Annotated in this window: 17 protein-coding genes; 2 read left to right on the plus strand and 15 right to left on the minus strand. The window is 60.9% G+C overall.

Translation table 11 applies throughout. From position 1 onward, the window contains the following. Positions 1-24: 24 nt before the first annotated feature. Complete coding sequence (locus ACIPL2_RS13535) at positions 25-1,560, minus strand: MFS transporter (RefSeq protein WP_401356975.1); 1,536 nt, start codon at positions 1,558-1,560, stop codon at positions 25-27. Between the two features lie 205 nt (positions 1,561-1,765). Next, positions 1,766-2,698 (minus strand): LysR family transcriptional regulator, encoded by a 933-nt coding sequence (locus ACIPL2_RS13540; protein ID WP_401356977.1) that lies wholly within the window; start codon positions 2,696-2,698, stop codon positions 1,766-1,768. 182 nt (positions 2,699-2,880) lie between these two features. Here ACIPL2_RS13540 and ACIPL2_RS13545 point away from each other — a divergent pair, with 182 nt between their 5' ends. Next, positions 2,881-3,729 carry an RHS repeat-associated core domain-containing protein gene (locus ACIPL2_RS13545; RefSeq protein ID WP_401356980.1) on the plus strand — a complete coding sequence of 283 codons (849 nt, stop codon included), beginning with the start codon at positions 2,881-2,883 and terminating at the stop codon, positions 3,727-3,729. Then, positions 3,726-4,757 carry an RHS repeat-associated core domain-containing protein gene (locus ACIPL2_RS13550; RefSeq protein ID WP_401356983.1) on the plus strand — a complete coding sequence of 344 codons (1,032 nt, stop codon included), beginning with the start codon at positions 3,726-3,728 and terminating at the stop codon, positions 4,755-4,757. Before ACIPL2_RS13545 ends, ACIPL2_RS13550 begins: the two co-directional genes overlap by 4 nt. Positions 4,758-4,865: 108 nt before the next feature. Here the strand turns inward: ACIPL2_RS13550 and ACIPL2_RS13555 are convergent, their stop codons facing one another. The 13 genes from ACIPL2_RS13555 to bcsQ form a co-directional block, all read right to left on the minus strand. Next, positions 4,866-5,732, minus strand: coding sequence for an ABC transporter permease (locus ACIPL2_RS13555; protein ID WP_401356985.1), 867 nt, complete (start codon positions 5,730-5,732; stop codon positions 4,866-4,868). A 21-nt stretch (positions 5,733-5,753) separates the two neighbouring features. Further along, positions 5,754-6,614: an ABC transporter ATP-binding protein gene (locus tag ACIPL2_RS13560; protein ID WP_401356987.1), complete on the minus strand. Its 861-nt coding sequence runs from the start codon at positions 6,612-6,614 to the stop codon at positions 5,754-5,756. 5 nt (positions 6,615-6,619) lie between these two features. Beyond that, a complete protein-coding gene (locus ACIPL2_RS13565) occupies positions 6,620-7,645 on the minus strand; it encodes an ABC transporter substrate-binding protein (protein WP_401356990.1) in 1,026 nt (341 codons plus the stop codon). A 17-nt stretch (positions 7,646-7,662) separates the two neighbouring features. Further along, a complete protein-coding gene (locus ACIPL2_RS13570) occupies positions 7,663-8,559 on the minus strand; it encodes a TauD/TfdA dioxygenase family protein (protein ID WP_401356992.1) in 897 nt (298 codons plus the stop codon). 318 nt (positions 8,560-8,877) lie between these two features. Then, a complete protein-coding gene (locus tag ACIPL2_RS13575; protein WP_401356994.1) occupies positions 8,878-10,020 on the minus strand; it encodes a cell division protein FtsQ in 1,143 nt (380 codons plus the stop codon). An 11-nt stretch (positions 10,021-10,031) separates the two neighbouring features. Beyond that, positions 10,032-11,447 (minus strand): MBOAT family O-acyltransferase, encoded by a 1,416-nt coding sequence (locus ACIPL2_RS13580; protein ID WP_401356997.1) that lies wholly within the window; start codon positions 11,445-11,447, stop codon positions 10,032-10,034. 18 nt (positions 11,448-11,465) lie between these two features. Continuing rightward, positions 11,466-12,134 carry an alginate O-acetyltransferase AlgF gene (locus ACIPL2_RS13585; protein WP_401357000.1) on the minus strand — a complete coding sequence of 223 codons (669 nt, stop codon included), beginning with the start codon at positions 12,132-12,134 and terminating at the stop codon, positions 11,466-11,468. Further along, complete coding sequence (locus tag ACIPL2_RS13590; protein WP_401357003.1) at positions 12,134-12,802, minus strand: SGNH/GDSL hydrolase family protein; 669 nt, start codon at positions 12,800-12,802, stop codon at positions 12,134-12,136. Before ACIPL2_RS13590 ends, ACIPL2_RS13585 begins: the two co-directional genes overlap by 1 nt. Before the next feature lie 16 nt (positions 12,803-12,818). Continuing rightward, on the minus strand, positions 12,819-16,748 hold the full coding sequence (locus ACIPL2_RS13595) for a cellulose synthase subunit BcsC-related outer membrane protein (RefSeq protein ID WP_401357005.1): 3,930 nt from the start codon (positions 16,746-16,748) through the stop codon (positions 12,819-12,821). Next, positions 16,724-17,965 carry a cellulose synthase complex periplasmic endoglucanase BcsZ gene (bcsZ, locus tag ACIPL2_RS13600; RefSeq protein ID WP_401357008.1) on the minus strand — a complete coding sequence of 414 codons (1,242 nt, stop codon included), beginning with the start codon at positions 17,963-17,965 and terminating at the stop codon, positions 16,724-16,726. Before bcsZ ends, ACIPL2_RS13595 begins: the two co-directional genes overlap by 25 nt. A 7-nt stretch (positions 17,966-17,972) precedes the next feature. Beyond that, positions 17,973-20,237, minus strand: a complete 2,265-nt coding sequence (bcsB, locus tag ACIPL2_RS13605) for a cellulose biosynthesis cyclic di-GMP-binding regulatory protein BcsB (protein ID WP_401357010.1) — start codon at positions 20,235-20,237, stop codon at positions 17,973-17,975. After that, complete coding sequence (gene bcsA / locus ACIPL2_RS13610; protein ID WP_401357012.1) at positions 20,237-22,459, minus strand: UDP-forming cellulose synthase catalytic subunit; 2,223 nt, start codon at positions 22,457-22,459, stop codon at positions 20,237-20,239. The genes bcsB and bcsA overlap by 1 nt, the downstream gene beginning before the upstream one ends. Next, positions 22,456-23,598, minus strand: a complete 1,143-nt coding sequence (bcsQ, locus tag ACIPL2_RS13615) for a cellulose biosynthesis protein BcsQ (RefSeq protein WP_401357015.1) — start codon at positions 23,596-23,598, stop codon at positions 22,456-22,458. The genes bcsA and bcsQ overlap by 4 nt, the downstream gene beginning before the upstream one ends. Positions 23,599-23,953 lie beyond the last annotated feature (355 nt).

The raw sequence follows: 23,953 nt of genomic DNA on the forward strand, positions 1-23,953 counted from the left end.
AAACCTTCAGTTTCAGTGGAGCCATCAAGTCGGCGCACGCGGCGGATACATTCGCGTCGGCAGCCAGAAAATCAGCAGGATCAGCGTCAGGGCGACGCCCGCCATGCACAGATAAAGATCCGAGGCCGTCAGCACCACGGCCTGCTCATGCAACCGATGAGCGAGGCCCGCACTCTCGCTGTCGGCCAGCGGTGAGTTGCCGAGGCTGTCCACCAACATGGTCGAATGAAAGTGCAGTCTCGAGGTGGTCAACGCCTCGATCACACCGGTGGCAATCACCGCCGACAGACCTTTTACGGTGTTGAACCACGCCGACGCGAACGGCCCTTCCAGCGGGCTGATGCTGCCGGTCGCGAGCATCAACAGCGGCAACACCGCCATGGGCTGACCGAAAATCTGCAGCAGTTGCAGGCCGTAGAAATCGTCGCGAATCCACACCGAGGTCAGCTGCGAACCGCCGATGCACGACAGCGCCAGCAGGCTCAAACCGATCCCCAGCACACAGCGACAATCGACCCAACGCAGGTTGCACAACGCGGCCACCAAGGGCAGTGCGATCAACTGCGGAAGCGCGGCCAGCAGCATGATTGGCGCTGTTTGAATAGGGCGATAACCCTGGACCTGCGCCAGGTAACTCGACGGGATGATGATCACTGCCAGCAACACCACCAGCACGCCGGCCAGGGTCAGCAACGCGAACGACAGATTGCGGATGCCGAGCATCTGCATCTTAAAAAACGGCACCGGCTGCGACCACTCGTTGAGCAGAAACAGCACCAGCAACAGCAGCCCGCCGCCGAGCAATACGCCGATCAGGTTCGATTCGAACCAGTCCAGCCGATTGCCCTGCAGGATGCCGATCACCAGCATGCAGATCGCCGGAAACCCCAGCAGCAAACCGCGCCAGTTGAACTGTTTGAAGCGCTCCAGCCGCATCGGGTCCTGAGGCAGACCGTAAGCCACTGCGAGCATGGAGATCAGGCACGGCGCAATGATTTGCCAGAAGGTCCATTGCCAGCCGACATGCTCCGTCCACAACCCGGCGAGCGGCGTGCCGAGGCCGGGACCAAACGTCGCCGTCAGGGCATATCCGGCCAAGCCGTAAAGCTTCGCGTTGGCCGGCAAAAAGCGTAGCGCGACGGTCATCAACATCGGTGGCAACGCGCCGCCCGCCAGGCCCTGTAAAGTGCGCAGGAGCAACAGGCTTTCGTAGTTCGGCGCGAATGGGCAGAGCACGCCCAGCAAAGTGAATGCACCGATGGCGCACAAGGTGAAACGCCGCAACGAGAACGTCACCGCGCACCACGGCGCGAAGGCCATGGCCGCTACCGAGGTCGCGGTGTAACTGGCGACCAGCCAGGTGCCTTCGTCGTAGCCGATGGCCAACGCGCCGCGAATGTCGGCGAGGGCCACCTTGGTCACCATCTCGTTCAGGCCCGACACCAGCACCGCCAGCAAAACGCCCACCAGGCCGATGATGATCCGCAGACCGAACACCGGTGGCGCAACAGCGACGGGGCTGGCCGCAGCGAGAGGTGCCGGGGCCGTGAGGGAAGTCATTGACTGCAAGCTCCGGGCTTTGAATACCGGAGCAGTTTAAGAAGCGCGTGGCCTGACGAAAATTGACTTATCGGCAGCTTATAAGTGCGTCTGATGCAGCAATACAAACCCCTTGTAGGAGCGAGCTCGCTCGCGAAGAGCCATCATCCAACACTTTCACTGACTGACACACCGCTTTCGCGAGCAAGCCCGCTCCCACAAGGGATCAGTGATCAGCCTGAGCAGGCTGGGTCGCCAGCCACGTCTCATCGCAACAGCTTTTGAGCGTCTCACGCATCCAGCGATGGGCCGGATCCTTGTCGAATCGCGGATGCCAGGATTGAGTCAGCATGATCGTCGGCAATGGAATCGGCAGGGTGAACGAGCGCAGCTTCAAGCCCAGGCGCCGGACACTCAACAGCGCTTCCTTGGGCACCGGCAAAATCAGATCGGAATCAGGCAAGGCAAACATCGCCGCATGGAAACTCGGCGCAATCACCGCCACCCGCCGCTCCAGCCCCAACGCATTCAGCGCCGTATCGATCGGCCCGCGAGCAATACCCCGGCGCGACATGCTGATATGAGAAAACCCGGCGTAACGTTCAGCCGTGATCTCTTCATCGAACAGCGGATGATCCTCGCGCACCAGCCCGACAAAGTGCGTGGAAAACAGATTCTGCACCTTCACTTCCGGCATCACCGGCCGATTGTTGCTGACGCTCAAATCGATCCGTCCTTCGCGCAACGCTTCGTCATCCCCATCGCCCTCCGGCACGAAGCGCAGCTCACAATGCGGGGCCTGGCGCTCCATCGTGTCAAACAGCTTGCCGCCGTAAACACCGACAAAGAAATCGTTGGCGCGAATGCTGAACCGCCGGCGCAAGGTGCCCAACTCCACCTCATCCGCCGAGCGGAACAGCAGCGCAGCCTGTTCCACCACCTCCCGCACCTGCTCGCGCAGCGCCAGCGCCTTGGGCGTCGGCACCAGACCACGACCGGCGCGCACCAGGATCGGATCGCCGATGGCCTCGCGAATCCGCGTCAACGTTCGGCTCATGGCGGCCGGGCTGAGGTTCATCCGCCGCGCCGCACCCACCACACTGCCCTCGTCGAGCAAGGCGTCGAGGGCGACCAACAGGTTCATGTCGGGGAGTTGCATAGCGAGCACTCTTGTCGGATCGGGGCTGATTCAGACGCAATGCTAGCAGCTCTTTCAGAGACTGGCTTTTGGCGTGCTGCACACTGCGAACCTATCAGTTCTGATAGTTCTCAAGCGTGAGTCAGGCGAGTAAAACTAAAAGCCCACATTCTCTTGCGCCCCATTCCTGCGGAGCTCTTTGTATGACGCAAGCCAAACCGGTTGATCAAGAGAACATACGTCGGCAACGCACAGTGCTACTGGCGGTGGATCTGAAAAACTCGGTACTCGCCGAGCTCGACGCCAGTAATCCTAATCGCATGGCGTACTCGCCTTATGGTTATCAATCGGCACAGCGGGGGGGCAAGACACGGCTGGGGTTTAACGGTGAGCTGCTTGAGATGAAACCTGAATGGTATTTGTTGGGCAACGGTTACCGGGCTTACAACACACTGTTTATGCGCTTTCATAGTCCGGACAGTTTGAGTCCGTTTGGTAAGGGTGGGTTGAATGCGTACGGGTATTGCGGCGGGGAACCGGTGATGAATTCGGATCCGACGGGGCAATCGATATTGAGTGTTCTGAAGCCTTTCACCGAACAATTGACAAATGTCGTCACAAAAGTTGTTGGCTCGATGGCAAGTGTGACTAAAAAGGCCGTGAACAGTACCGCGAGCCTGATCGGTAGCAAGATGTCTGGAGTCTCTGAAGCGTTGGGAAGAGCCAAAAAATCCTTGATTGCTATCACGGTGGGGAGTGAGCCGTTTCCTGTTCGACCGAGCGTACTAGTCAAGTCGAGCGCAGCCCATGGTGAACTTCCAAGCCAATTTATTCCCCCCTGGCAACCGATCAAGTCAGCTCGTTTTAGCGGCCAAAAACCGGTGAGTAACTTTCGGTATGAGCTTGCTTCCGGGGATTACCACGTACGAGCATCTCACTCCGCTCGCCAGCACACGCCGTTACTCAATAAGGAAACTGGAAAAATCGTCGCAGTTGTTCGCACCGGTATTAGCCCCCCAAAAAGCACTATTCCCGCGAAGGTTTCAAAATGACTCAAACTAAACAAGAGATCCCGAGCCTTCAACGCGTAGTGCTATTGGCGACCAACAGCAGCCATTCAATCATTGGCGAAATCGTCGATGGCAAGACAAACACCATCGCTTACTCCACCTACGGCGAGCAATCCGCGCAGCAGGACGTCGCGACACGAATGGGTTTCAACGGTCAATTGCGCGAAGGGAATATCGGCTGGTATTTACTGGGCAACGGCTACCGCGCCTACAACCCGCGATTGATGCGGTTTCATAGCCCGGACAGTTGGAGCCCGTTTGGTGGGGGTGGGTTGAATGCGTATATGTATTGCGTAGGGGATCCGGTGAATCGGTCGGACCCGACAGGGCATAACCCTTTTGTCGCGGTGGGACTTTATGCGAAACATAAACTGTCAAAAGCGTACTCTGGATATAAACCCCACCCAGATTTCAACGTCAACCTCGACAGTGCCACCTCCGGTTTGTACGAAATGCAAAAAATCCTGAAATTTGAAAAAACACATGGAGCGTCGGCTGCATCTAAGAGCGCCAGTTACATTTTCGGGCCAAAACCCGGAAACAAATTTATAGGTAAATATCCATCACAGGGTGAAGGAAACAATAATACTTCGGGATCGGTTTTCAGCAGAAATATCTCGATTCCAATGGCAATCGTCGCTACTGCACGGCGAAGTCATGCGCCTCGAAGGCCCCTCCAGGTGGGTAAGGTTGCAGCAAGCCTGACGACATCAGATTTACCACCGACGTATGAGCAGGCTACGTCAGGGAAAAAATACTGGACTTATGACACTCTTGCAGCAGCGATGCAGCCTAACGATTCTGAGGTTAACAGAATGGCCGTAGATCACATGGACAATTTGGGAGCTGCTGCACCCTACCAGGCACCAGCAGCACTGCCACCGACACCGCCACCGACACCGCCAAGGGCGGTGCCACCACCAGGGCCTATGGGTGATGAACTACGCCAAGCTCTTGCAGAAATAGAAGCCATGGAACGGGACATGCTTGCACTTCGGCGCGGCAACTGAACTAAATGTTGAAACTGCTGGGGCACTGCAAGCAACACGATGTCGCGCTTCGATTGTCGGCATTGGCTGACGTGTTAATGGCCTTTCTCGCCAGTACTTTCACCTCCCTCACCGCTGCATCCCCCACCGCTTCACCGTCACCCGCTCCAACGAATCAAACACCAGATTCTCCACCAGCAACCCGATGAGGATCACCACCGCCAACCCGGCAAACACCTTATCCGTATACAGCTCATTCCGATTCTGAAAAATGTACCACCCCAACCCACCTTTGCCGCTGGTCGCACCAAACACCAACTCCGCCGCGATCAACGTACGCCAGGCAAACGCCCAGCCAATTTTCAGCCCGGCAAGGATCGACGGCAGTGCGGCGGGGATCAGGATGAACAGCACAAAGCGCATGCCCTTCAGTCCATAGTTGCGCCCGGCCATGCGCAGGGTTTCCGAGACGCCGAGAAACCCGGCATAGGTGTTCAACGCCAAGGCCCAGAGCACCGAATGCACCAGCACGAAAATCAGGCTGTTCTGCCCCAACCCGAACCACAGCAGCGCCAGTGGCAACAGCGCAATCGCCGGCAGCGGGTTGAACATCGAGGTCAAGGTACTCAACAGGTCGCGACCGAATTGCGTCGACACCGCCAACGTGGTCAGGGCAAACGCCAGGACGATGCCGATCAGGTAACCCTTGAGCAATACGACCAGTGAAATCCACACCTTGCCCAGCAACTCGCCGCTGAGCAGGCCGTCATACAGCGCGCTGGCGGTTTGCAGAAAACCCGGCAGCAGCAGGTCGTTGTTCTGAATACGCGCGACCACTTCCCACAGCACGGCGAGCAGTATCAGGATCAGGCTTTTGCGCAACCAGCCCTGTTGCCACAACCGTTGGCCGAGGGGCAGTTCGCGCTCCAGCGGCACGCTGGTGAGTGGCTGCAATAGGGTTTCGAATTCTTCACGCGGGGATGATAAATGGCTCATCGGGCCCTCCTCTCAACGGGGTCAATAAGCGATGCGGATGTCGGCGAAATCCAGCTCACGCTCGGTTTCCGCTGACTGGCCTTCATCGAACAGCAGCCGATGAATCCGTCGCGCCGATTCCTGAAACGCCACGCCGCCGAGGCTGTGCAAATCGTATTGATGACTGTGGACTTCCGCACGCACCCGGCCCGGATGCGGCGACAGCAGGAGGATGCGATTACCGACCACCAGCGCCTCTTCGATGGAGTGCGTGACGAACAACAGCGTGAAGCGCACCTCTTCCCAGAGCAGCAGCAATTCTTCCTGCATCTTGCGCCGGGTCAGCGCGTCGAGGGCGGCGAAGGGTTCGTCCATCAGGAGGATTTTCGGCTGCATCGCCAGTGCCCGGGCAATCGCCACACGCGCTTTCATGCCGCCGGAAAGCGTGTGCGGATAGGCATCGGCAAACGCCGCCAGACCGACTTTTTCCAGGTAGTGCAGCGCCCGCTCTTCAGCCTCTTTGCGCTTGAGTGTTTTCGACGCCAGCAACGGAAACATCACGTTCTGTTTGACGGTTTTCCACGGCGGCAGTTGATCGAACTCCTGGAACACCACGATCCGGTCCGGCCCCGGCGCGTTGACGGTTTGGCCCTGAAGACGAATCTCGCCTTCACAAGGCTGAATGAACCCGGCAACCGCCTTGAGCAGCGTCGATTTACCGCAACCGGACGGACCGAGCAGCACGAAGCGGTCGGCCGGATCGATCTCGAAACTGACTTGATGAGTTGCACGAACCACTCGCTGTGGCGTGCGGTATTCCAGGCTGACGTTGTCGACAGACAGCAGCGCTTGGGCTGCCGCGATCGGTTTGCTGGCCGTGTGGCCTTGCAAAGGGGCGTTCATCTCGGTCAGCTCCCTTGCAGCGGTTTGGTGTCCTGGAAGAAGTAGTCCTTCCACGAATCCGGTTTGTTTTTGATCGCACCGACGCGGTAGAGAAACTCGGCCAACGGGTAAGTATTTTTCGGCGTGACGCTGAATTCGAACTGCGGGTTGTCGATGATTTTCAGCAGCGCGGCACGATCAATTTTGGCCTTGGTCACGCGAATGTAGGTGTCGGCTGCAGCGCCTTTATCGTTCTGGGCAAACTGCGCCGCTTCGGCCAGTGCTTCGACGAACGCCTTGTAGGTTTTCGGGTTTTCGTCGCGGAATTTTTCGGTGGCGAACAGCACGGTCGGCGAATTCGGGCCGAGCAGGTCGTAGGTGTTCAGCACCACATGCACGTTGGGATTTTCCAGTGCCTGATCCTGGAACGGCGGGTTGGAGAAATGACCGCTCAACTCAGTGCCGCCAGCGATCAGCGCAGCGGTGGCGTCCGGGTGCGGCAGGGCGATGGTGTACTTGTCGAGGCGATTGAATTCCTTGTCGCCCCACTGCTTGGCGGCCGCGTATTGCAGGAAGCGCGACTGCACCGACACGCCCACCGCCGGCACCGCGATGCGGTCCTTCTCGGTGAAGTCGGCGATGGTTTTGACCTTGGGATTGTTGCTCACCAGGTAGTACGGGAAGTTGCCGAGGGACGCCACGGCCTTGACGTTCTGCTTGCCGTGAGTGCGGTCCCAAATGGTCAGCAACGGACCGACGCCCGCGCCGGCAATGTCGATGGAACCAGAGAGCAACGCGTCGTTGACCGCCGCACCGCCGGAGAGCTGAGTCCAGTCGACCTTGATGTCGATGCCTTCCTGCTTGCCGTACTTCTCGATCAGGTTCTGATCGCGCACCACATTGAGCAACAGGTAAACGATGCCGAACTGCTCGGCGATGCGGATTTCACCTTCGGCGTGGGCTACGGTCGGCGCCACCAGGCTGCTGGCAAGCAAGCTGAAGCCCAGACCGATGGCCGCGGCCAACGGTGCCAATGAAAGACGTTTGAGCATGATGAATCTCCGACAAATCAGAAAGGCGCGTCGCCCTGGATGGTGGTGCGATACAACTTGCGGCGCAGGTAGCTGGGGCACCCGGCGGCGAGGTGGATCAGCGAGCGGTTGTCCCAGAACACCAGGTCGAGGGGCTGCCATTGATGGCGGTAGATGTTGTGCGGCAGCACGCTGTGGGCGTAGAGCTCGTCGAGCAGCTGCTTGCTCTCGTCTTCCGGCAAGCCAACGATGCGGGTGGTGAAACCCTCACTGACGAACAACGCCTTGCGACCGTTCTCCGGGTGCGTACGAACAATCGGGTGAACCACTTCGGCGACCTGGGCGAGCTGCTCGGGCGTCAGGGTCGGGCGCCAGTTGCCTTCGAATTTGGTCTCGCTGTAACGCGCCGTATAGGAGTGCGCGGCCGAGCGGCCTTCGACGGCTTTGCGCAGTGCTTCGGGCAGGTTGTCCCAGGCTTTGTGCATGTCGGCGAACAGCGTGTCGCCACCTTCGGACGGCAGCTCCTGGGCGTGAAGCATCGAGCCCAGGCTCGGCAGTTCTTTATAGGAAAGGTCCGAGTGCCAGAACTTGCCAGCGTCACCGAGGCCGACGGACACGCCGTTCTCGATGATGTTGGAAACGATGAGGATTTCCGGGTGCCCGGCCAGCAGGAACTGCTTGAGCACGTGGATCTGCAACACGCCGAAGCGGCGGCTGAAGGCGATTTGTTGTTCCGGGGTAATGCGCTGGTCGCGGAACACCACGACGTGATGATCGAGGTGCGCACGGTGAACGCGGGCGAAATCCTGATCATTGATCGGGCGGGACAAATCGAGACCGATGATTTCGGCCCCAACGGCGCCGCTGAACGGGCGGATATCGAAGGTTTGCGGCGCGATGTTCGCGGCGCTTGAAGACGCAGAGACGGCTGACATGACAATCACTCCCACGCACGGCACGCTCAAGGGCGCGCGCGTCGATCAGAAACTCACGGAGGTCCCGTGTTGGTTCGTGTCGTGCGGCGCGCCGATTGGTCGGCAGGTACGCAGGGGAGTGACTTTATAGGTATAAGAATTAGAATTTAAATACCGTTAGTGAATAACGATATGGCTTTTGATGTGTGTTGTTTTTGAGGCCGCCTTCGCGGGCAAGCCTCGCTCCTACAGGGAGTTTGTGTTGATCAAAAAATGCGTTCGTTACGCAGATCCCCTGTAGGAGCGAGGCTTGCCCGCGAAGAGGCCATCAGCCGCACCTTACTTCGCCCAATCAATCACTTCGCTATACGGCGTCTGCAAATCCCGCTCAGGAATTTCCCAGACAATCAGTTTCGGCGGGGTTTGCTTGAACGCCGGGTTATTGAAATACCCATTGGCCCCGCCGGAGAACTCACCACCGTCCTTGGAGAAGTCGCCGATCGGCGCGCCCAACGCCTGTTGCAGGAAACCCAGGAAGTTGGAATTGCGCGAAAACGAAGTCCCGATCAGCGCCACGTTCGGCAGGTTGTCGTCGCCGAACAGGTCATCGAGGTTGTCGCCGCCGCTTTGCGCTTCGGCAGCCTTCTCGCTGATCTGAGTGGCGGCCACGGTTTCCGGTGTCGGCTGCCAAGCCACTGGCAGCCATTCAAGGCCGGCGAGCCTGACTAGATCGCCAGGACGGCGGACTGGGTCTTGCGCCTTCACCTCGAAGTTTTTCTGCGGCGTGGCGCTGATGCCCATGGCCTTAACTTGCCCGGCCAACGCTTTGGCGGCGGCGGCTGAGCCGGTTTCGCTCCAGTGGGTGTCGGTGCGCAGGAACGCGTCGGCGCCCAAGGGTAGCAGAGTCGGCGCCAGGTCCACGGCGGTGACACCGGCCTTGTTCAGGCCATCGACCCACGTCACGACACGGTCCTGCAGCTGGGCCGGGCGACGCAAGTCACACAGCTGCGCGCTGGCGATACGACTCTTGTCCGGCACCACCGCCACCAGCAGCGTAATGCCGCGCTTGGCCAGGCGTTGCTGGATATCACGCACCACATTGGCCTTGGTTTCAGCGTTGGCTTGAGCATGGCGATTGATCTGCATTTCACTGGTCAGGAACAACCAGCCCGGGCAGCCTGAACGCACACGCGGGCCGGTATCGTGCAGCACCAGCCAACTCGCGCCGCGCTCCAGGTCCGCCGCCCGCTCGGGCACCGCTGCCTTGGACAGTTGCTTGGCGATCTTGTGGGTGACATCGCCTTCGAGTGCGGCCTGACGGGTGAGCTTGGGCGGCAGCATCTCGACTTTTCCGCTCAACAGCAGCCAGGAGCAGGAGGCGAAACCAATCGCCAGAAAAGTCACGAACACAACGCCCGATACTTTGCTGATACGGGCAGTCAGTTCGCTGGGTTGAGCCGGTGCAGGGGACGAGGAAGTCATGGGCGCGGTCATCAGAACTGGAAGTACAGGAAGGGCACCGCTTCACGGCTCGCGATCAACGCGAACGAGAGCAGGAAACCCGCCACCGGCCACACGGCCGCCATCGGTGCAAACAGCGCATGGCCGCCAAATCGTTGCTCATAACGGTTGTGCAGCAACGGCGCGATGATGCACACCACACCGAGTAGCGCCGCGATGCCATGGGCCGGGCGCAGCGTCACCGCCAGCGCATCACCCAATGCAAACCCGTGCAGGCCGAACTGTCCGGCATACATCGTCATCGCCGAATGGAAATCCGGCGCGCGGAACAAGGTCCACGCCAGGAACACAAACAGCAGCGTCAAGGTGTGCGACAACACGGATGGAATCCTCGGCAAGCTTGAGCGCGACCAAAGACGATCGGCGCACAAGGCAATGCCGTGGGCCGAGCCCCACAACAGATAGTTCCAACTGTCGCCGCCATGCCACAGACCGGCGATGGCCATGGTCAGGAACAGATTGCGATAGGTCTTCCACGCGCCCTTGCGGTTACCGCCGAGGGCGATGTACAGGTAGTCACGCAGCCAGCTCGACAGCGACAAGTGCCAGCGCCGCCAGAAGTCCTGAATGCTACTGGCCAGGTACGGCCGGTTGAAGTTTTCCGGGAAGTGGAAACCCAGCATCAGGCCCAGGCCGATGGCCATGGCGCTGTATCCGGCGAAGTCGAAAAACAGTTGCAGCGAGTAGGCCAGGCAGCCGATCCAGGCGTCGACGAAGGAGGGATTTTCCAGGTGGAACGCGACGTCCACCAGCGGCGACAACGTGTCCGCCACCAGCACTTTCATGCACATGCCGATCATGAAACGCCGAGCGCCCAGCGAGAAATTCTGCCAACCGAAGTAGCGCTGCGTGAGCTCACGGCGCACCCAGTCATAACGAATGATCGGCCCGGCAATCGAGTGCCCGAACATCGAAATGTACGTCGCGTAATTGATGAAGCTGCGCTCCACCGGCACCGTGTGGCGGTGCACGTCCACCAGGTAGGAAATCGCCTGCAAGACGATGAACGACAGGCCCGCCGGCAGCGCCACCCGCTGCCACTCCAGCGGCATCGCACCGTAGTAAGTGATCAGCTCGCTCCAGGTCCCGGCCAGGATGTTGGCGTATTTGTACCAGCACAGCACGGCGGTGTTGAACACGATCAGCGCGATCAACAGCCGCACGCGCCCCTTCGAGTCCTCGCGGGAACGGTCCACCAGCAAACCACCGACCCAGGCAACGATGGTCAACACCACGTGCAGGGTCAGGAACAGCGGGCTCAGCCAGCCATAGAACAGCCAGCTGCCGATCAACAGGATGACGTTGCGCCAGGCCGGTTTGCCCAGGGCATACACCAGCAAAAACGCAGGCAGGAACAGCGTCAGGAACTCGAGTGAGGCGAAGACCATGGCAGCGGCAGAATCCGATCAGTGGGACAGAGTGTCCGTGGCGTTCAAAAGACGCGGCCCGGTGGCCGAAGGCACCAGCAGCACGCTGTAACGCTCACCCGCTTTGAGTTCGCCCAGGTCCAGCGGCGCACCGACGTTGGCGTTCGCGCACACCAGCTGCACCGACAGGCTCACCGGATTGATCGAGCGACGTTGCAAGCTATCGACCGGCACTGCCTTGAACAGGTCGGCGGGACGCCCGGCAGGCCGCAGGCTCGCGTCGGCGCACGAAGCGTCGACGTTGAAGAACGCCAGCGACGCCTTCAACCCATTGAAATCGTCCGGCTGCTCGCGCACGGCGATTTGCTTGATGCCCGTGCCGTCCGGCACCGCGACCACGGTGGCGAATTCACCGGGCTCGATTTTCAGGTCCATGGCCAGTTTTTGCGCGCCGCTGACCAAGGTGCCCTTGACCGGACTGCTCGACTGCACCGGGAAAAACAGCGACACCGGTTGCGTCGCTTCCAGGCGCATCGGTGGCTGGCCGGCCTGGGCGATCACGTCCAGCGGCGCCGTGCTGGCATTGACGAAACGGATGAACGCCGCGTCCTCACTCGGGCCGGTGGGGTACAGCGCGAATTCAGCAGCCAGGACGCTGACGCTGGAGAACAACGCCGCCACGGCGCAGACAGCAGACAGACCGCGCATTACTGCTTCGCTCCCTTGTTGCTGACCGCATCGGCCGGCAGTTTGGCCAGTGCGCCGCCGATGGCGTTGGCCCAGGATTTATAGCCGGCCACGGTGAAGTGCTGACCGTCGGTGGTGACCCACTCGCCCGGTTTGGAGAACGTCAGCGAGTCGATGTAGGTGCAAGGCGCCACGTTGGTCGACAGGAACGCCGACATCAGTTTGGTCCGCGCATCGTTCTTCTTGTACATGCCGCCTTCCTTGCCCCAGGCCGGCCCGACCCACGCGCATTTGGCGCCGTTGGCGGTGATTTCCTTGGCCAGTGCGGTCACGTTCTGCCAGGCCCAGGCTTTCGGGAACACCGGTTTGTCATAGGACGCCATGGTGTCGCCGATCACCAGCACCACCAGGTCAGGCTTGTCGGCGGCAATCAGGTCTTTGATCGGGGTGGTGGTCGCTTCACGGCCCTTGATGACGATCTTGCCATCGCCTTTTTGCTCGGCGCCGCAATCGACTTTCTTGGTGATCAGCCAATCGCCGGCGCTGGCGCCGCAGGCACCGATCGAATGGACGATCGCGCCTTGCTGGGTCAGGTTGGCTTGCAGTGGCTCCATCAAGTGGTCCGCCAGGCTCATGTGGCTTTCACCCAGAACCAGAAGGGTCATACCGGCAAGAACGGAAGAAGGCATTTAAGTCTCCAGGAAATCAGTTGGAATAAGGGGAACGGTAGGGGCTGACCGGCAGTTCCATCGCGCCGTTCATGTCTTCGAACATGTAGCGCAGGTACATGGCCCCAGTGAATTGCTTGTAGTCCTGAGCGTTGTCGAGGCCGAGGTTGGCGCCGAGGAAAAAGCTCGAACCGAATTTGTATTCGCCGGCACCGCTCAGGCTGTAACCCACGCCGGTCTTGTTCTGGCCTTTGTATCGCTGGTTGTTGGCCGCTTGCAGGTCTTTGTCGTTCGGGAAGTAATCAACCGCGTCCTGCTCAAAGTACTGAACGCCCACCGAGCCCTTGACCTGATAGGAGAACCGTTCGGTGCGCTGCGCCCACGTCACCGGCACACCCAGGGCGAAATAGCTTTGCGGGCTGAAGTAGCCGCCATGGCCGTAGGTGAAGAAGTCCTGGTTGTTCTCGAAGCTCAGGCCGGTGGCACTGAGGCCCAGCGTCAGCTTGCTGTCCTCGGCATTGCGCAGGTACCAGTACACGCCGCCGCCCAGTTCGGTACGGCTGTTGGATTCGACGTTGTGGCCCAGCAACTTGTGCCACGAACCGTAGCCATAGCTGCCCACTTCCTGGTTGTCATAGCTGAGCTGTGCACGACCGCCGTTGGCCGTCACACCGCCCCACGACTGGCCGGTGCGTTCGTCGGTGGTGCCGGCGAACGACGTGACGCTGTCGGTCACCGGGCGCCGTGAAACGGCGACGCCGTAACGCATGTTGGAGTTGTCGGCGAACGGCCGGTCAACACTCACGCCACCCGCTGCGGTGCTGTACTTGAAACCGATCGGCGTGGTGCCGATGTCAGCCTTGATGCCTTCGTCCGGTCGGGCATACGCCACGCTCAGGCCGACGCCTTTGTCGCGCTGGGAACCGATGCCATCGGAGGAAGCTCCGCCGCTGCCGAAGCGCGTGGCGGCATCGCTGCCGACACTGCCGGCATTCAGCGACACCGGGGTCACGCGCACGGCGTAACGGTTATCGCCCGCGGGAACGTTGATTTCCAGCGGCGTTTCGACGTCGGTCATCTTGCTCAGGCCGGACTCGCTGTCGTTGCTGCGAATCGTCACGCCTTGGGTCACGTAACCGCTGCGTTCCTGAAGAATATTGTCCAGGGCGCGCTGGGCCGAACTGGCTTGATCGACCGCCACGTTGACCGTGGCTTGCGGTGCGAACGGGTTACCCGTGGCACCGGCGAAGCGTCCGGCCGGCAATGCTTGTCGCTCCACACCCGAGGCGATCATGCGCGGCTGCGCCTGACCTGGGTAAGCATCGACGGGCAGTGCAGCATTGCTGGCGACCATGACCGGTGCGGCGTCAAGTTGTGCCAGCGCCGGTGCCGGAATGCTATCCACGGGCGTGCGGCTCACCTGATTGCGCTGGCCCGGCAACCCCACGAACGGGTTCGGCGCGACATTCAGCGTATTGGCCTGGGCCGTCAGGCTGCGTTTCTGTTCATTCTGTTCGATGGCCACGGCTTTGCGCAGCAACTCGGTGGCCTGGCTGCTCTTGCCCATGCTGCGGTAGATCCGCGCCGCTTCGGTCAGCGATTGCGGGTCGTAGGTTTCCAGCTTGAGGAATTGCTCCAGCGCCCGATCGGCATAGCCAATGTCGTGGGCCTGAACCGCTGCATCCGCGGCATTCAGCAAGATTTGCGGATCGTTGGGCTGATGCTGCAACAGCGGTTTGTACAGTTCAAACGCCTTGGCATTGTCGCCGCTGCTGGCATACATCCGCGCCAGCGCCGAGACCGCGCCCGCATCCCCCGGACGCGAAGCCAGCGCCGGTGCCAGCGTGTCGTAGGCCGCCGCCAGATCGCCGTTTTCGCGCAGGATATCGGCCTGACGAATACGGTATTGGTACAGCACGTCGTCGTAGCGTTTGCGCGTGGCCACGCTCATCTGCTGATTTTGCAAACCGCGCAGGATCGAGTTGACCTGCGCGTCGTCGCCCGTCTTGAGCTGCAGGTTGGCGTATTGCAGCATCAGGTCTGCGGACGGCGTCGGCGTCCGCGCGATCACGTCGCGCATCATCGATTGCGCGCGAGCCGGATCACCGGCGTCGACATAGGCGGCGGCCAGGGTCGCCATGCGCTCAGGGCTGCGACTGGCGACGGGCTGCAAGCGGTCGAGCAGGGCCAGGGCTTCCTGACGCTGGCCACGCTTGGCGATGCTCGCTGCCAGTTTGATCTGCACGGTGAGGGTGATCTGGTCGGCCAGTTCCTGCATGTCAGCGGTGCGACGCTCGACCGGAATGCGGCTGATGGTCGCTTGCGCGGCGTTCCACTGTTCCATCTCGACCGAGAGCAAGGCGCTGGTGTACAACGCATCGATGTTGGTCGGATGGGCTTTCAAATAGCTGTCGATCAGGTCGCGGGCTTTTTGTGATTCGCCGGTCTTGAGGTACAGGCGCGCCAGGTCGAAACGGGTCCAGACGTTATCCGGGTCATCCTGAACGGCTTGCACCAAGGCTTGCTGCGCACCACGCGTATCTCCGCGTTGCTCGGCCAGTTTGGCCGCTTGCGTTGAACGCAATGCGCGCAGGCGAGCGCCACCGCCCATCTCGGCTTGCTGGGCTGCGGGCAAGGTGTCGAGCAAGCGCAAGGCCTCGTCGGCCTGACCGGTTTGCGACAGCACATTGACCAGGCCCTGAGCGGCCTGAACATTGCCGCGCTGCACGCTCAACACCTGACGATAATTGGCCTGGGCGGCATCCAGTTGCCCGGCCTGAGCCTGAATGTCAGCGAGGGTCAGGCGCGCATCGATACCGTTCGGATTCAGGCGCATCGCCTGAGCGATGGTCGCTTGCGCCTTGGCCGGTTGCGTCTTGGCCTGGTCGCGAGCCTGTTGCAGCAAGGCCCAGTAGCGCACGTTGTCGAGGGCCGGCTTCCAGCGTGTACCGCCATTGGCGATGGCACGGTTGAGCAGCTGCTCGGCTTCGCCAAAACGGTTCTGTTGCTGACGCACTACGCCGAGGCCGCCGAGGGCATCGGCGTCGTCGGGTTTGTTTTTCAAGCGGGCCGCGAATGCCTGCTCGGCACCGGCCTGATCGCCCTTCTCCAGCGCCTGAAGTCCGCGAGCCACTAACGGATCTTGCTGCCACGCCGGCGCACCCGTGGTGCTCGACTGCGACTTCCCTTTGTTCATCAGGTCACGGATTTCCTGATCGTCCGGATGCACCTTGAGGAACTCTTCGAACAACGGCACTTGCGCCGCCGTCGGCGCCCCGGTCCAGACCAGCGCCAGGCGCCAGCTCTCGTCGGCGTCACCGGCGATATCGGTACGGGTCGACAACTTGGCCAGGGCACGAATGCCATCCGGGCGGCTGTCTTCGTGACGCACCAGATGCTTGGCCAGGAACAGCGCCAGGATCGAGTCATTCGGCGTCTCGCGCAGCAAGCGCTCCAGGCCTTTGCGGGCCTCGGGCCAGCTGGCGTCATTGAAGGCCAGGTTGGTGTAGAACTCCCGGCCGACCTTGCCTTCGGGCGTACGACCGGCGAACAGCTTACGGAACACTTCGGTGGCCTGGTCACGCTGGTCACCATCGGCCAGGCGTCGGGCTTCATCGAGCAGGGCGATGTTTTGCGGCTGGGCCAGGGCGATGTCCTGTTCCAGCTGCGCCGCCAGCCATGGCCGCGGCGCCAGCGCCTGCAAGCGCGCCAGGTATTGCTGCGCCTGCTCGGGTTTGTTCTGTTTGACACCGATCAGGCCCATGCCGTAGAGCGCATCGGGCTGGTTAGGGTCCAGGCGCAGGACTTTTTCCCAGGCTTCTGCCGCGCGCGCAGCGTTGTCCCGGGTCTGCCAGTATTGGCCTTGCTCAACCAGACGCGCTTGCACGTCAGTGGTTTCAGCGTGCGCAGCGGTGCCGATGAGGGCTGTGAGAATACCGATAGCTAGCGTGTGACGGCGCGGACGCATGACGTCTCCCAAGACAATTTGAGTGTTCCGTCATCACGAAACTGATAGCGTTTTTCAGCCCAGCCGAGTGCGAACAGACTAAGCATGGCGTTGTAATACAGCGGTTCGGCACTTGCACCTTCGGCTTTAGCCAGCGCCGCGTTCAAGGCCTCTTCGGCCCGACGTTGCTGCTGCTCGGCCAGCCACGGCTGCCCCTTGGCCTGGAAGTACGGAATCAGCGCGGCAGAATAGCCGAACGGGCCCTGGCCTTCGAGGGCACCACTGAGGACCTGGACTTTTTCCGGCGGAATGCCGGTGGACGCGGTGCTGCCCGACATACCGTCCAGCCGTGCCAGCAACGGCGCCGCCAACGGGTCGGACTTGGGCGTCATGCCGGCCCACAGGTAGACGCGGATGGCGTCATAACTGCCCAACTCGCCCTTGATCGGATCGACCACGAACAACCCGGCTTGCGGCGCGGTGGCGCGGTAGCCGATCCAGTCGGCCACGTAGCCTTTGGGACTGGAGGCACTGACCATTTTCACGCTGTTTGCAGCGATTTCTTTCCAGGGCCCGGTCGGCGCTTCCTTGGCCAGTCGACGCAGCAGCGGCAGCGGCAAATAGCTTGGGTTCAGGCGCCACAGGTGATCGGGCTGCACGAAACCTTCCGGCCCCGGCAACACCATTTTGCCCAGGCCCGGCAGGGTGACCACCAGTTTGGTTTCAATGTTCTTGAGCAGGCGCAGGGCGTCTTCGCGATAGTCCGGACGCTGCCACAGCCGTGCCGCTTCGAGCAGCGCGTAGGTGATCCACAAGTCCGAATCGGACGCCGAGTTGGCGTCCTGCAATTGCCATTTGCCGTCCTTGCCCTGCCCCCACAACCAGCCCGGCAGACGCTGGCTGACGTCGGCGCCGGCCATGTTGGCGGCGGTCCATTTCCACAACGCATCGAAGCGCTCGCGGTCGTTGCCGATCAACGCAAACACCATCGCGTAGGACTGGCCTTCGGAGGTGCTGTGATTGGGCTCGACGCTGGACTCCAGCAGGCGCCCGTCGTTCTGCACGTAGCGTGCGGCATAGGTTTGCCACAGCGGCCAGTCGGCGCTTTTGCACGCTGTCGCGTCAGCCATGACCGGCGCCAGGCTCAGGGACGCCAGCGTACCGGCCAGCCACAGCACGGCCCGGCGCCAGCGGCGCGCGGGGGTCAGGTCATAACGGTTGATCCCGAGGCTATTCATGGTGGACTCAGTGACCCAACCGCTGTTTGGCCCGCGAGCGCAGCGCCAGATAGGCCAGGCAGCTGAGCAACAGCACACCGAGGCCGGTCAGCAGCAGCGTCAACAGCACATGGCGCGACATCAGCCATTGCAGGTATTTGATCGGGCCCAGGTTACCGACGTAGTACTGCTCGTCCGCCACCAGCGGTTCGATGGTTTTGCCGCGCACCACCACCAGGCTGCCCTGGATCGACTGGGTGTAATCTTCGCCACCGATCAAGGCGTTGGTCGCTTCCGCCAGACCAGCCGGCTGACCGCTGGCGATCACCACCACACTGCGGCCACTTTTCAGCGGCGATTCGAAACCGGTCAGGTAGGTGCTGCGCTCACCACCAGAGAACGCCATGGCCAGACGCGCCTTGCGCTGATTGGCGTCCGGATCGGGACTGAACCAGTCACGTACACGCATCGGCAGGTCAGACAAATGGAAGCTCTGCTGGCCACCGGTATCGGCCGCCGGCAGGCGATCCGCCCACTGGGTCAGCAATGGCTGGTTAGCGCCGGAAGCCAGCACCAGCAAATCTTTATCCGCCGCCGCCTGGACCTGCGCCGCCTGCATCACCTGCACGCCTGTGGCCGGATAACCGGTGGACTGGCCAAAACGACCGAGCACGGTCAGGTAGGTATCCAGCTCGGGAGCACCGGCATTGTCCGGCAGCACCACGGCGGTTTGCGACAGGTCAGCGAGGCGCGTGAACGGGAAGCCCGCATCCTTGAACACGCCGAGGTTCGGCATCGCCATGAAGTGGTCGTAGCCGCTCAGGTCCAGGGTCGATTCCGGATCGACGCTGCCGCGCATGTTGTCGATGATGATGTCGCCACATTCGCCCTGCTTGATGTAGTCGAACATGTAGCGCAACTGCAGGCGCGATTGCAGGGCCACCGAATTCAACGGCAGGCGCACACGGGTTTCGCGACCCAGCGTGTCGTTGAGTTTCAGCGCGCTGAGCACACCGCTGTCGAGCTTGTCCTGGGACAGCAGGCTTTGCGACTGAATCAAGGCATCGTTGAAGCTGATGATGAACGATGAATTGGTCGATTTTTCTTGTGGCGTGTAGCGGTACTTGAGGTTCAGTGGTGCGCCTTCATCACGCCAGGTAAACAGGTCGGGCGGGAAGTTCAGCGGCACGGTGATGTCGCCCGGGTTGTAGCCGGAGACGTTGAATTGTTTGGCCGGCAGCAACTCGCCGAGCTTGACCGGGCGATCGCTCGGCAACCAGTTCGGGGCGTCGTACGGCTTGCGCGGTTGCAGCGCATCGAGGCGATCGATCACCACGCTGCTGCCCGACAACGCCTGGCTGCCGAGTACCAGTGCAGTGACGGCACGCTTGAGTTCGGTGCTGTCGCGACCGGTGATCACCAGCAACTTGCCGTTGGCGTCGTTGGGGTTGCTCATCACGGACAGGGTCGGGCCCTTGGCCGCCGGCAAGCTCAGCCCGCCGAGTTGCAGCGCGTCGGGGCCACTCAGCACCACGACGGCGTTGCCGTGGGCCGGAATCTTATTGAAGCGCGTCGAGAACGTCGCGCCGCGATAACTGGCCTGGGCCCCGAACCAAGACGACAGTGCGCCGGCAGCTTCCAGGGTGGTGTTGTCCGGTGCGCCGGCGAATACGAATGGCAGGTTCAACGCACGGGCATCGCGACGGTCGAAGAACGGCAGCGGCATGATCGACAAGTCGTTCGGCAAGGCCAACGGCGATACTTCAATGCTCAGCTCGGTCGCGTTGCTGATTTTCGCCCACAGGCTGGAGTGCTGAGGGTCTTCACAGCCCATGGTGTAGTGACCGACGAATTGCAGGCTCAAGCGGTTGAATTCAGTGATCAGGTGCGCCGGAATATCGACCACCTGCTTCTGCAGTTGCCCGGCGTTTTCCTTGGGCAATGGCAGGCTCGCCGCCACTTCATCGTTGACGATGACGTTGATCTGCGAGAGCTCGGCCAGGAGCGCCGGCGAATAGGTGTACTGCAACGTCAGCTTGGCGCCGGTCACAATTGAATCGGCACGCACATCGAAGTTGACGCTGTCGGTGGACTCCACCCCGCGCAGGCTCATCGGATAGTTCCGGCCCAGCTGCTTGAGCGTCACGCTGTAGCTATTGGCCCCCGGCGCCACGTCGACTGGCGCGGTCTCGGCGAATGCCGTCGCGCCACCACCCAAAGCCAGAAAGGCGCACGCCAGGCGTGTCAATGCGCGGTCGCGCAGGTTACCGAAAGCGAAAGACTTCGAGTTCATCACTTGTCCAAAACGTTTTCTAGGGGGGGTGAGGTGGGGCGATGCCGGCGGAACAGGTTCCGCACTTCCATGGCCGTGGCTTTGAAGAGCTCGTAGATACCGCGAAGGCCGATACCGCTGACATCGCGCAAGGCGGCCAACGGTGTATCGACTTGACCGCTGCCCCAGGTCGATGCCCAGGTATCGGCACGCGAGAAGGTCAGGCGAACCAGTTCGCTTTGCTGGCGCAGACTCAACTGATCGAATTGCGCCCCCAGCAGCCCGTCGCGACTGAACACGACGATGGCCGGAAACACACTCAGTTGTTGATTACGGAACAGCGAGATCTGCACGCGCTCGCCTTGGGGAACGCTGACGCCGTCCGGCAACCGGAAGCCCAGGCCTTTTTGCGAAAAGTCCTGGGTCACGCCGTCGATAGTGCTGCCGTCGGCACGGGTCAGGCGCATCGGCAAGGCCGCCGCCACGCGCGGTTCGGAGCGGACCTGACGGGTTTCGCTGGCCACCGCCACCGAGGCACTGGTGATGATGATGTTGTAGACGGTCCACGCCAGGTTGATCAGTATCGTGGTCATGGCGCCTTCAGCACCTTCCGTCAGCCGCACCACGCCGTAGATCAGGCCGGCGACGTTCAAGGTCAGCAGGACGATGTAGGGACGGGCGAGTTTCCATTCAAAGAATTTCTTGTCGATCACCCCGCCCTTGTCGGTCACGTTGAAGCCACCGAACTTGGGATTGACCAGCGCCATCAGCACCGGGCCCATGATGTACCAGGCCAGCACCGTCTCGTAGACTTCGTTCCAGAACGAGTGGCGGAAACGCCCCTGAATGCTGGAGTTGGTCAAGCTGGCGTGCAGGATGTGCGGCAACACGTAAGCGGTAATCATCAAAGCCGAGGCGTGGAAAATCTGTGCATCGAAAAACAGGAAAGCCAAGGGCGCGGTGAGAAACGCCAGGCGCGGCAATCCGTAGAAAAAGTGCAGCATGGCGTTCAAGTAGCACAGACGCTGCCCCAGCTTCAGCCCTTTGCCGAACAGCGGATTATCGGTGCGGAAAATCTGCGCCATCCCGCGTGCCCAACGAATCCGTTGGCTGATGTGCCGCGACAGGCTTTCCGTCGCCAGGCCTGCCGCCTGAGGAATGGCCAGGTACGCGGTGTTGTAGCCGGCGCGGTTCAGCTTGAGCGCAGTGTGCGCATCTTCGGTCACGGTCTCGACGGCCACGCCACCGATTTCCAGCAGCGGCTCACGACGGATGACCGCGCAGGAACCGCAGAAGAAGGTCGCATTCCACAAGTCGTTGCCGTCTTGCACCAGACCGTAGAACAACTCGCCTTCGTTCGGCACGGAACGGAAGGTGTTGAGGTTTTTCTCGAAAGGGTCGGGCGAGAAAAAGAAGTGCGGCGTTTGCAACATCGCCAACTTCGGGTCCTTGATGAACCAGCCGATGCACACCTGCAGGAAAGAACGCGTCGGCACGTGGTCGGCGTCGAAAATGGTCACGTACTCGCCACTGGTGACCTTGAGCGCTTCGTTCAGGTTGCCGGCCTTGGCATGGCGGTTGTTGTCACGAACGATGTAACCCACGCCAATTTGCTCGCAGAACTCGCGAAAGTCTTCACGGCGACCGTCATCCAGCACATGCACGCGCAACTTGTCCTGAGGCCAGTCGATGGCCTGGGCGGCGAAGATCGTGACTTTTACGATGTCGAGGGTTTCGTTGTACGAAGGGATGAACACATCGACCGTTGGCCATTCGTTCGGCGGGCTGCTCATCAGTACCGGTTTGCGACGCAACGGCCACGCGGTTTGCAGGTAACCGAACACCAAAACAATCAATGCGTACAACTCGGCCATGACCAAACCGTAGCCGAACAGCATGTCGACCCAACCCTCGAATCCGAGCGTCGAGGTGAGTCGCCAGTACATGTAGCGCAGGGACGCGGTGAGTGACAGCCCGATCAGTATCAGCACCGTCAGGCGCCCGGGAATCTTGCGCAAAACCATGGCGGCTATAAAGCAGCCGAGGGCGAAAATGCACTGCGAATACAACTCGAAGGGCACGGTAATGATGAACAGCGCCAGCAAGCCGCACAGCAGCGTCACGCCTAGCGTCAGCGCCCGACGCAATGCCTTGGGCAGGTTGTCCAGGCGATCGGAGACCGCTTGTGCCCAACGCTGCGAACGAGTCAGGGTGACCGTGTCTTGAACCGGGGTGTTAATCACGAGGCGAATGACTCTGCAACATCCATTGATTTCAACTGCGCCTTGAGCCTGTCACTCAGCATCAGCATGTCTTGGCAGGCCGGGGACGACTCAGCTTCCAACAGCGGGTTTTGACCGTAGGCCAACGCCTCGCCGACGGCATGATCCAGCGCCACGACACCCAGCAGCTGTGAGCCCAGGCGACGCTTCAGCACTTCGTGCATGTCCCGGCAGAACACCCGGGAGCTGTCGAACTGGCTGATCACGTAATTGCACTGCGGCGCCTGACCGTGGGTCATGCACTCGTCCAGCAAGCGCTCCATCGGGTCCAGCGTGACGAAACACGCTGCATCGGCCGTGACCACGACCAGCACTTGATCGGCCACCATCAATGCCTGATCCAGGTAAGTCGTGCGCCCCGGCGGCGTATCGAGAATCACCACATCGTTTTCGCTCAGGTCCATGCCCGCCAATTGACGGGCCAGCCAATAACGATCGTGGTCCATGTAGCGTTCCAGCGTCCGACGCTCGTCTTCAGTCACCGAGCCGTATGGCAGCAGCAATGAACCTGCGGAGCCGGCCAACAGCAGTGAATTCCAGCTTTCACCCTTTAGGCTGGCCGTGGCCATGCCCGCCACATCTGGCTCGGCACCCAAGTGGTATTGCAAGGCGTTTTGCGGATCGAGGTCGATGGCCAGCGTGCGGCCGCCATCTACACGCAAAGCGGTGGCCAGTGCCGAGGCCAGCGTACTTTTGCCAACGCCGCCCTTGGCCGATACCAGCGCAATAACGTGGGCCCTGGTCTTGGCCGGACGCCCGAGGGGCAGCACCCGACGCAGTGCCTCATCGTTGCGTGCTTGCGCTTCGGCCTGACGTGCGAGTGCTACTTCCGCCAGCAAATGGCGAAGCGGCGCCGCTGGCTGCGCGGTTTTGACGGGCGGCAATGGGGTTTCGTTATCGACTGCAGAAACCACCCGCGAGGGTTCGTTGACCTGAATCGTCGACTCGACTAACTCGACGACAGCCACCGGCTCGGGCGTAGTCGGCACGAGTGCCAACGGCTTTTCCTTGTAGTCGAAATCGCTGCCGAACTCGAGATAACTTTCCGCACTTGCTCCGAACCTGTTGAACAGGTTCGATATATCGTCGGTACGATTCATAAAAAGATTATCCGAGCCGCTGGCAAAAGAGGGAGCAGGTCGCTCCAGAATTCATCGAAGCGCGCCATCAAAATGATATCGTCAATATTTTGAATGCCGCAAGTGTAATATTCGATCGCGATTAAAAAAACCTTTTTTATCGCCATAATTTTGACGACGAGCGCTATTTTAAATTTGGCGCGCTTTTCCCGCAACTGCGTCCGATTGCGCCAGAAGCGCCTGAATACGGGGCCTGAGTCGGCGGCGCGCGATTATCCAGCAAGCACCCCGGGCGCGCATATGTTTTGCGCCGGATGGCAGTCCGTTGGATGAACGGCGGTCCGCGAATGGCACAAAACATCGAAGCAATTAGCGG

The organism is Pseudomonas sp. NPDC086251 (assembly GCF_044746405.1).
GTDB lineage: Bacteria > Pseudomonadota > Gammaproteobacteria > Pseudomonadales > Pseudomonadaceae > Aquipseudomonas.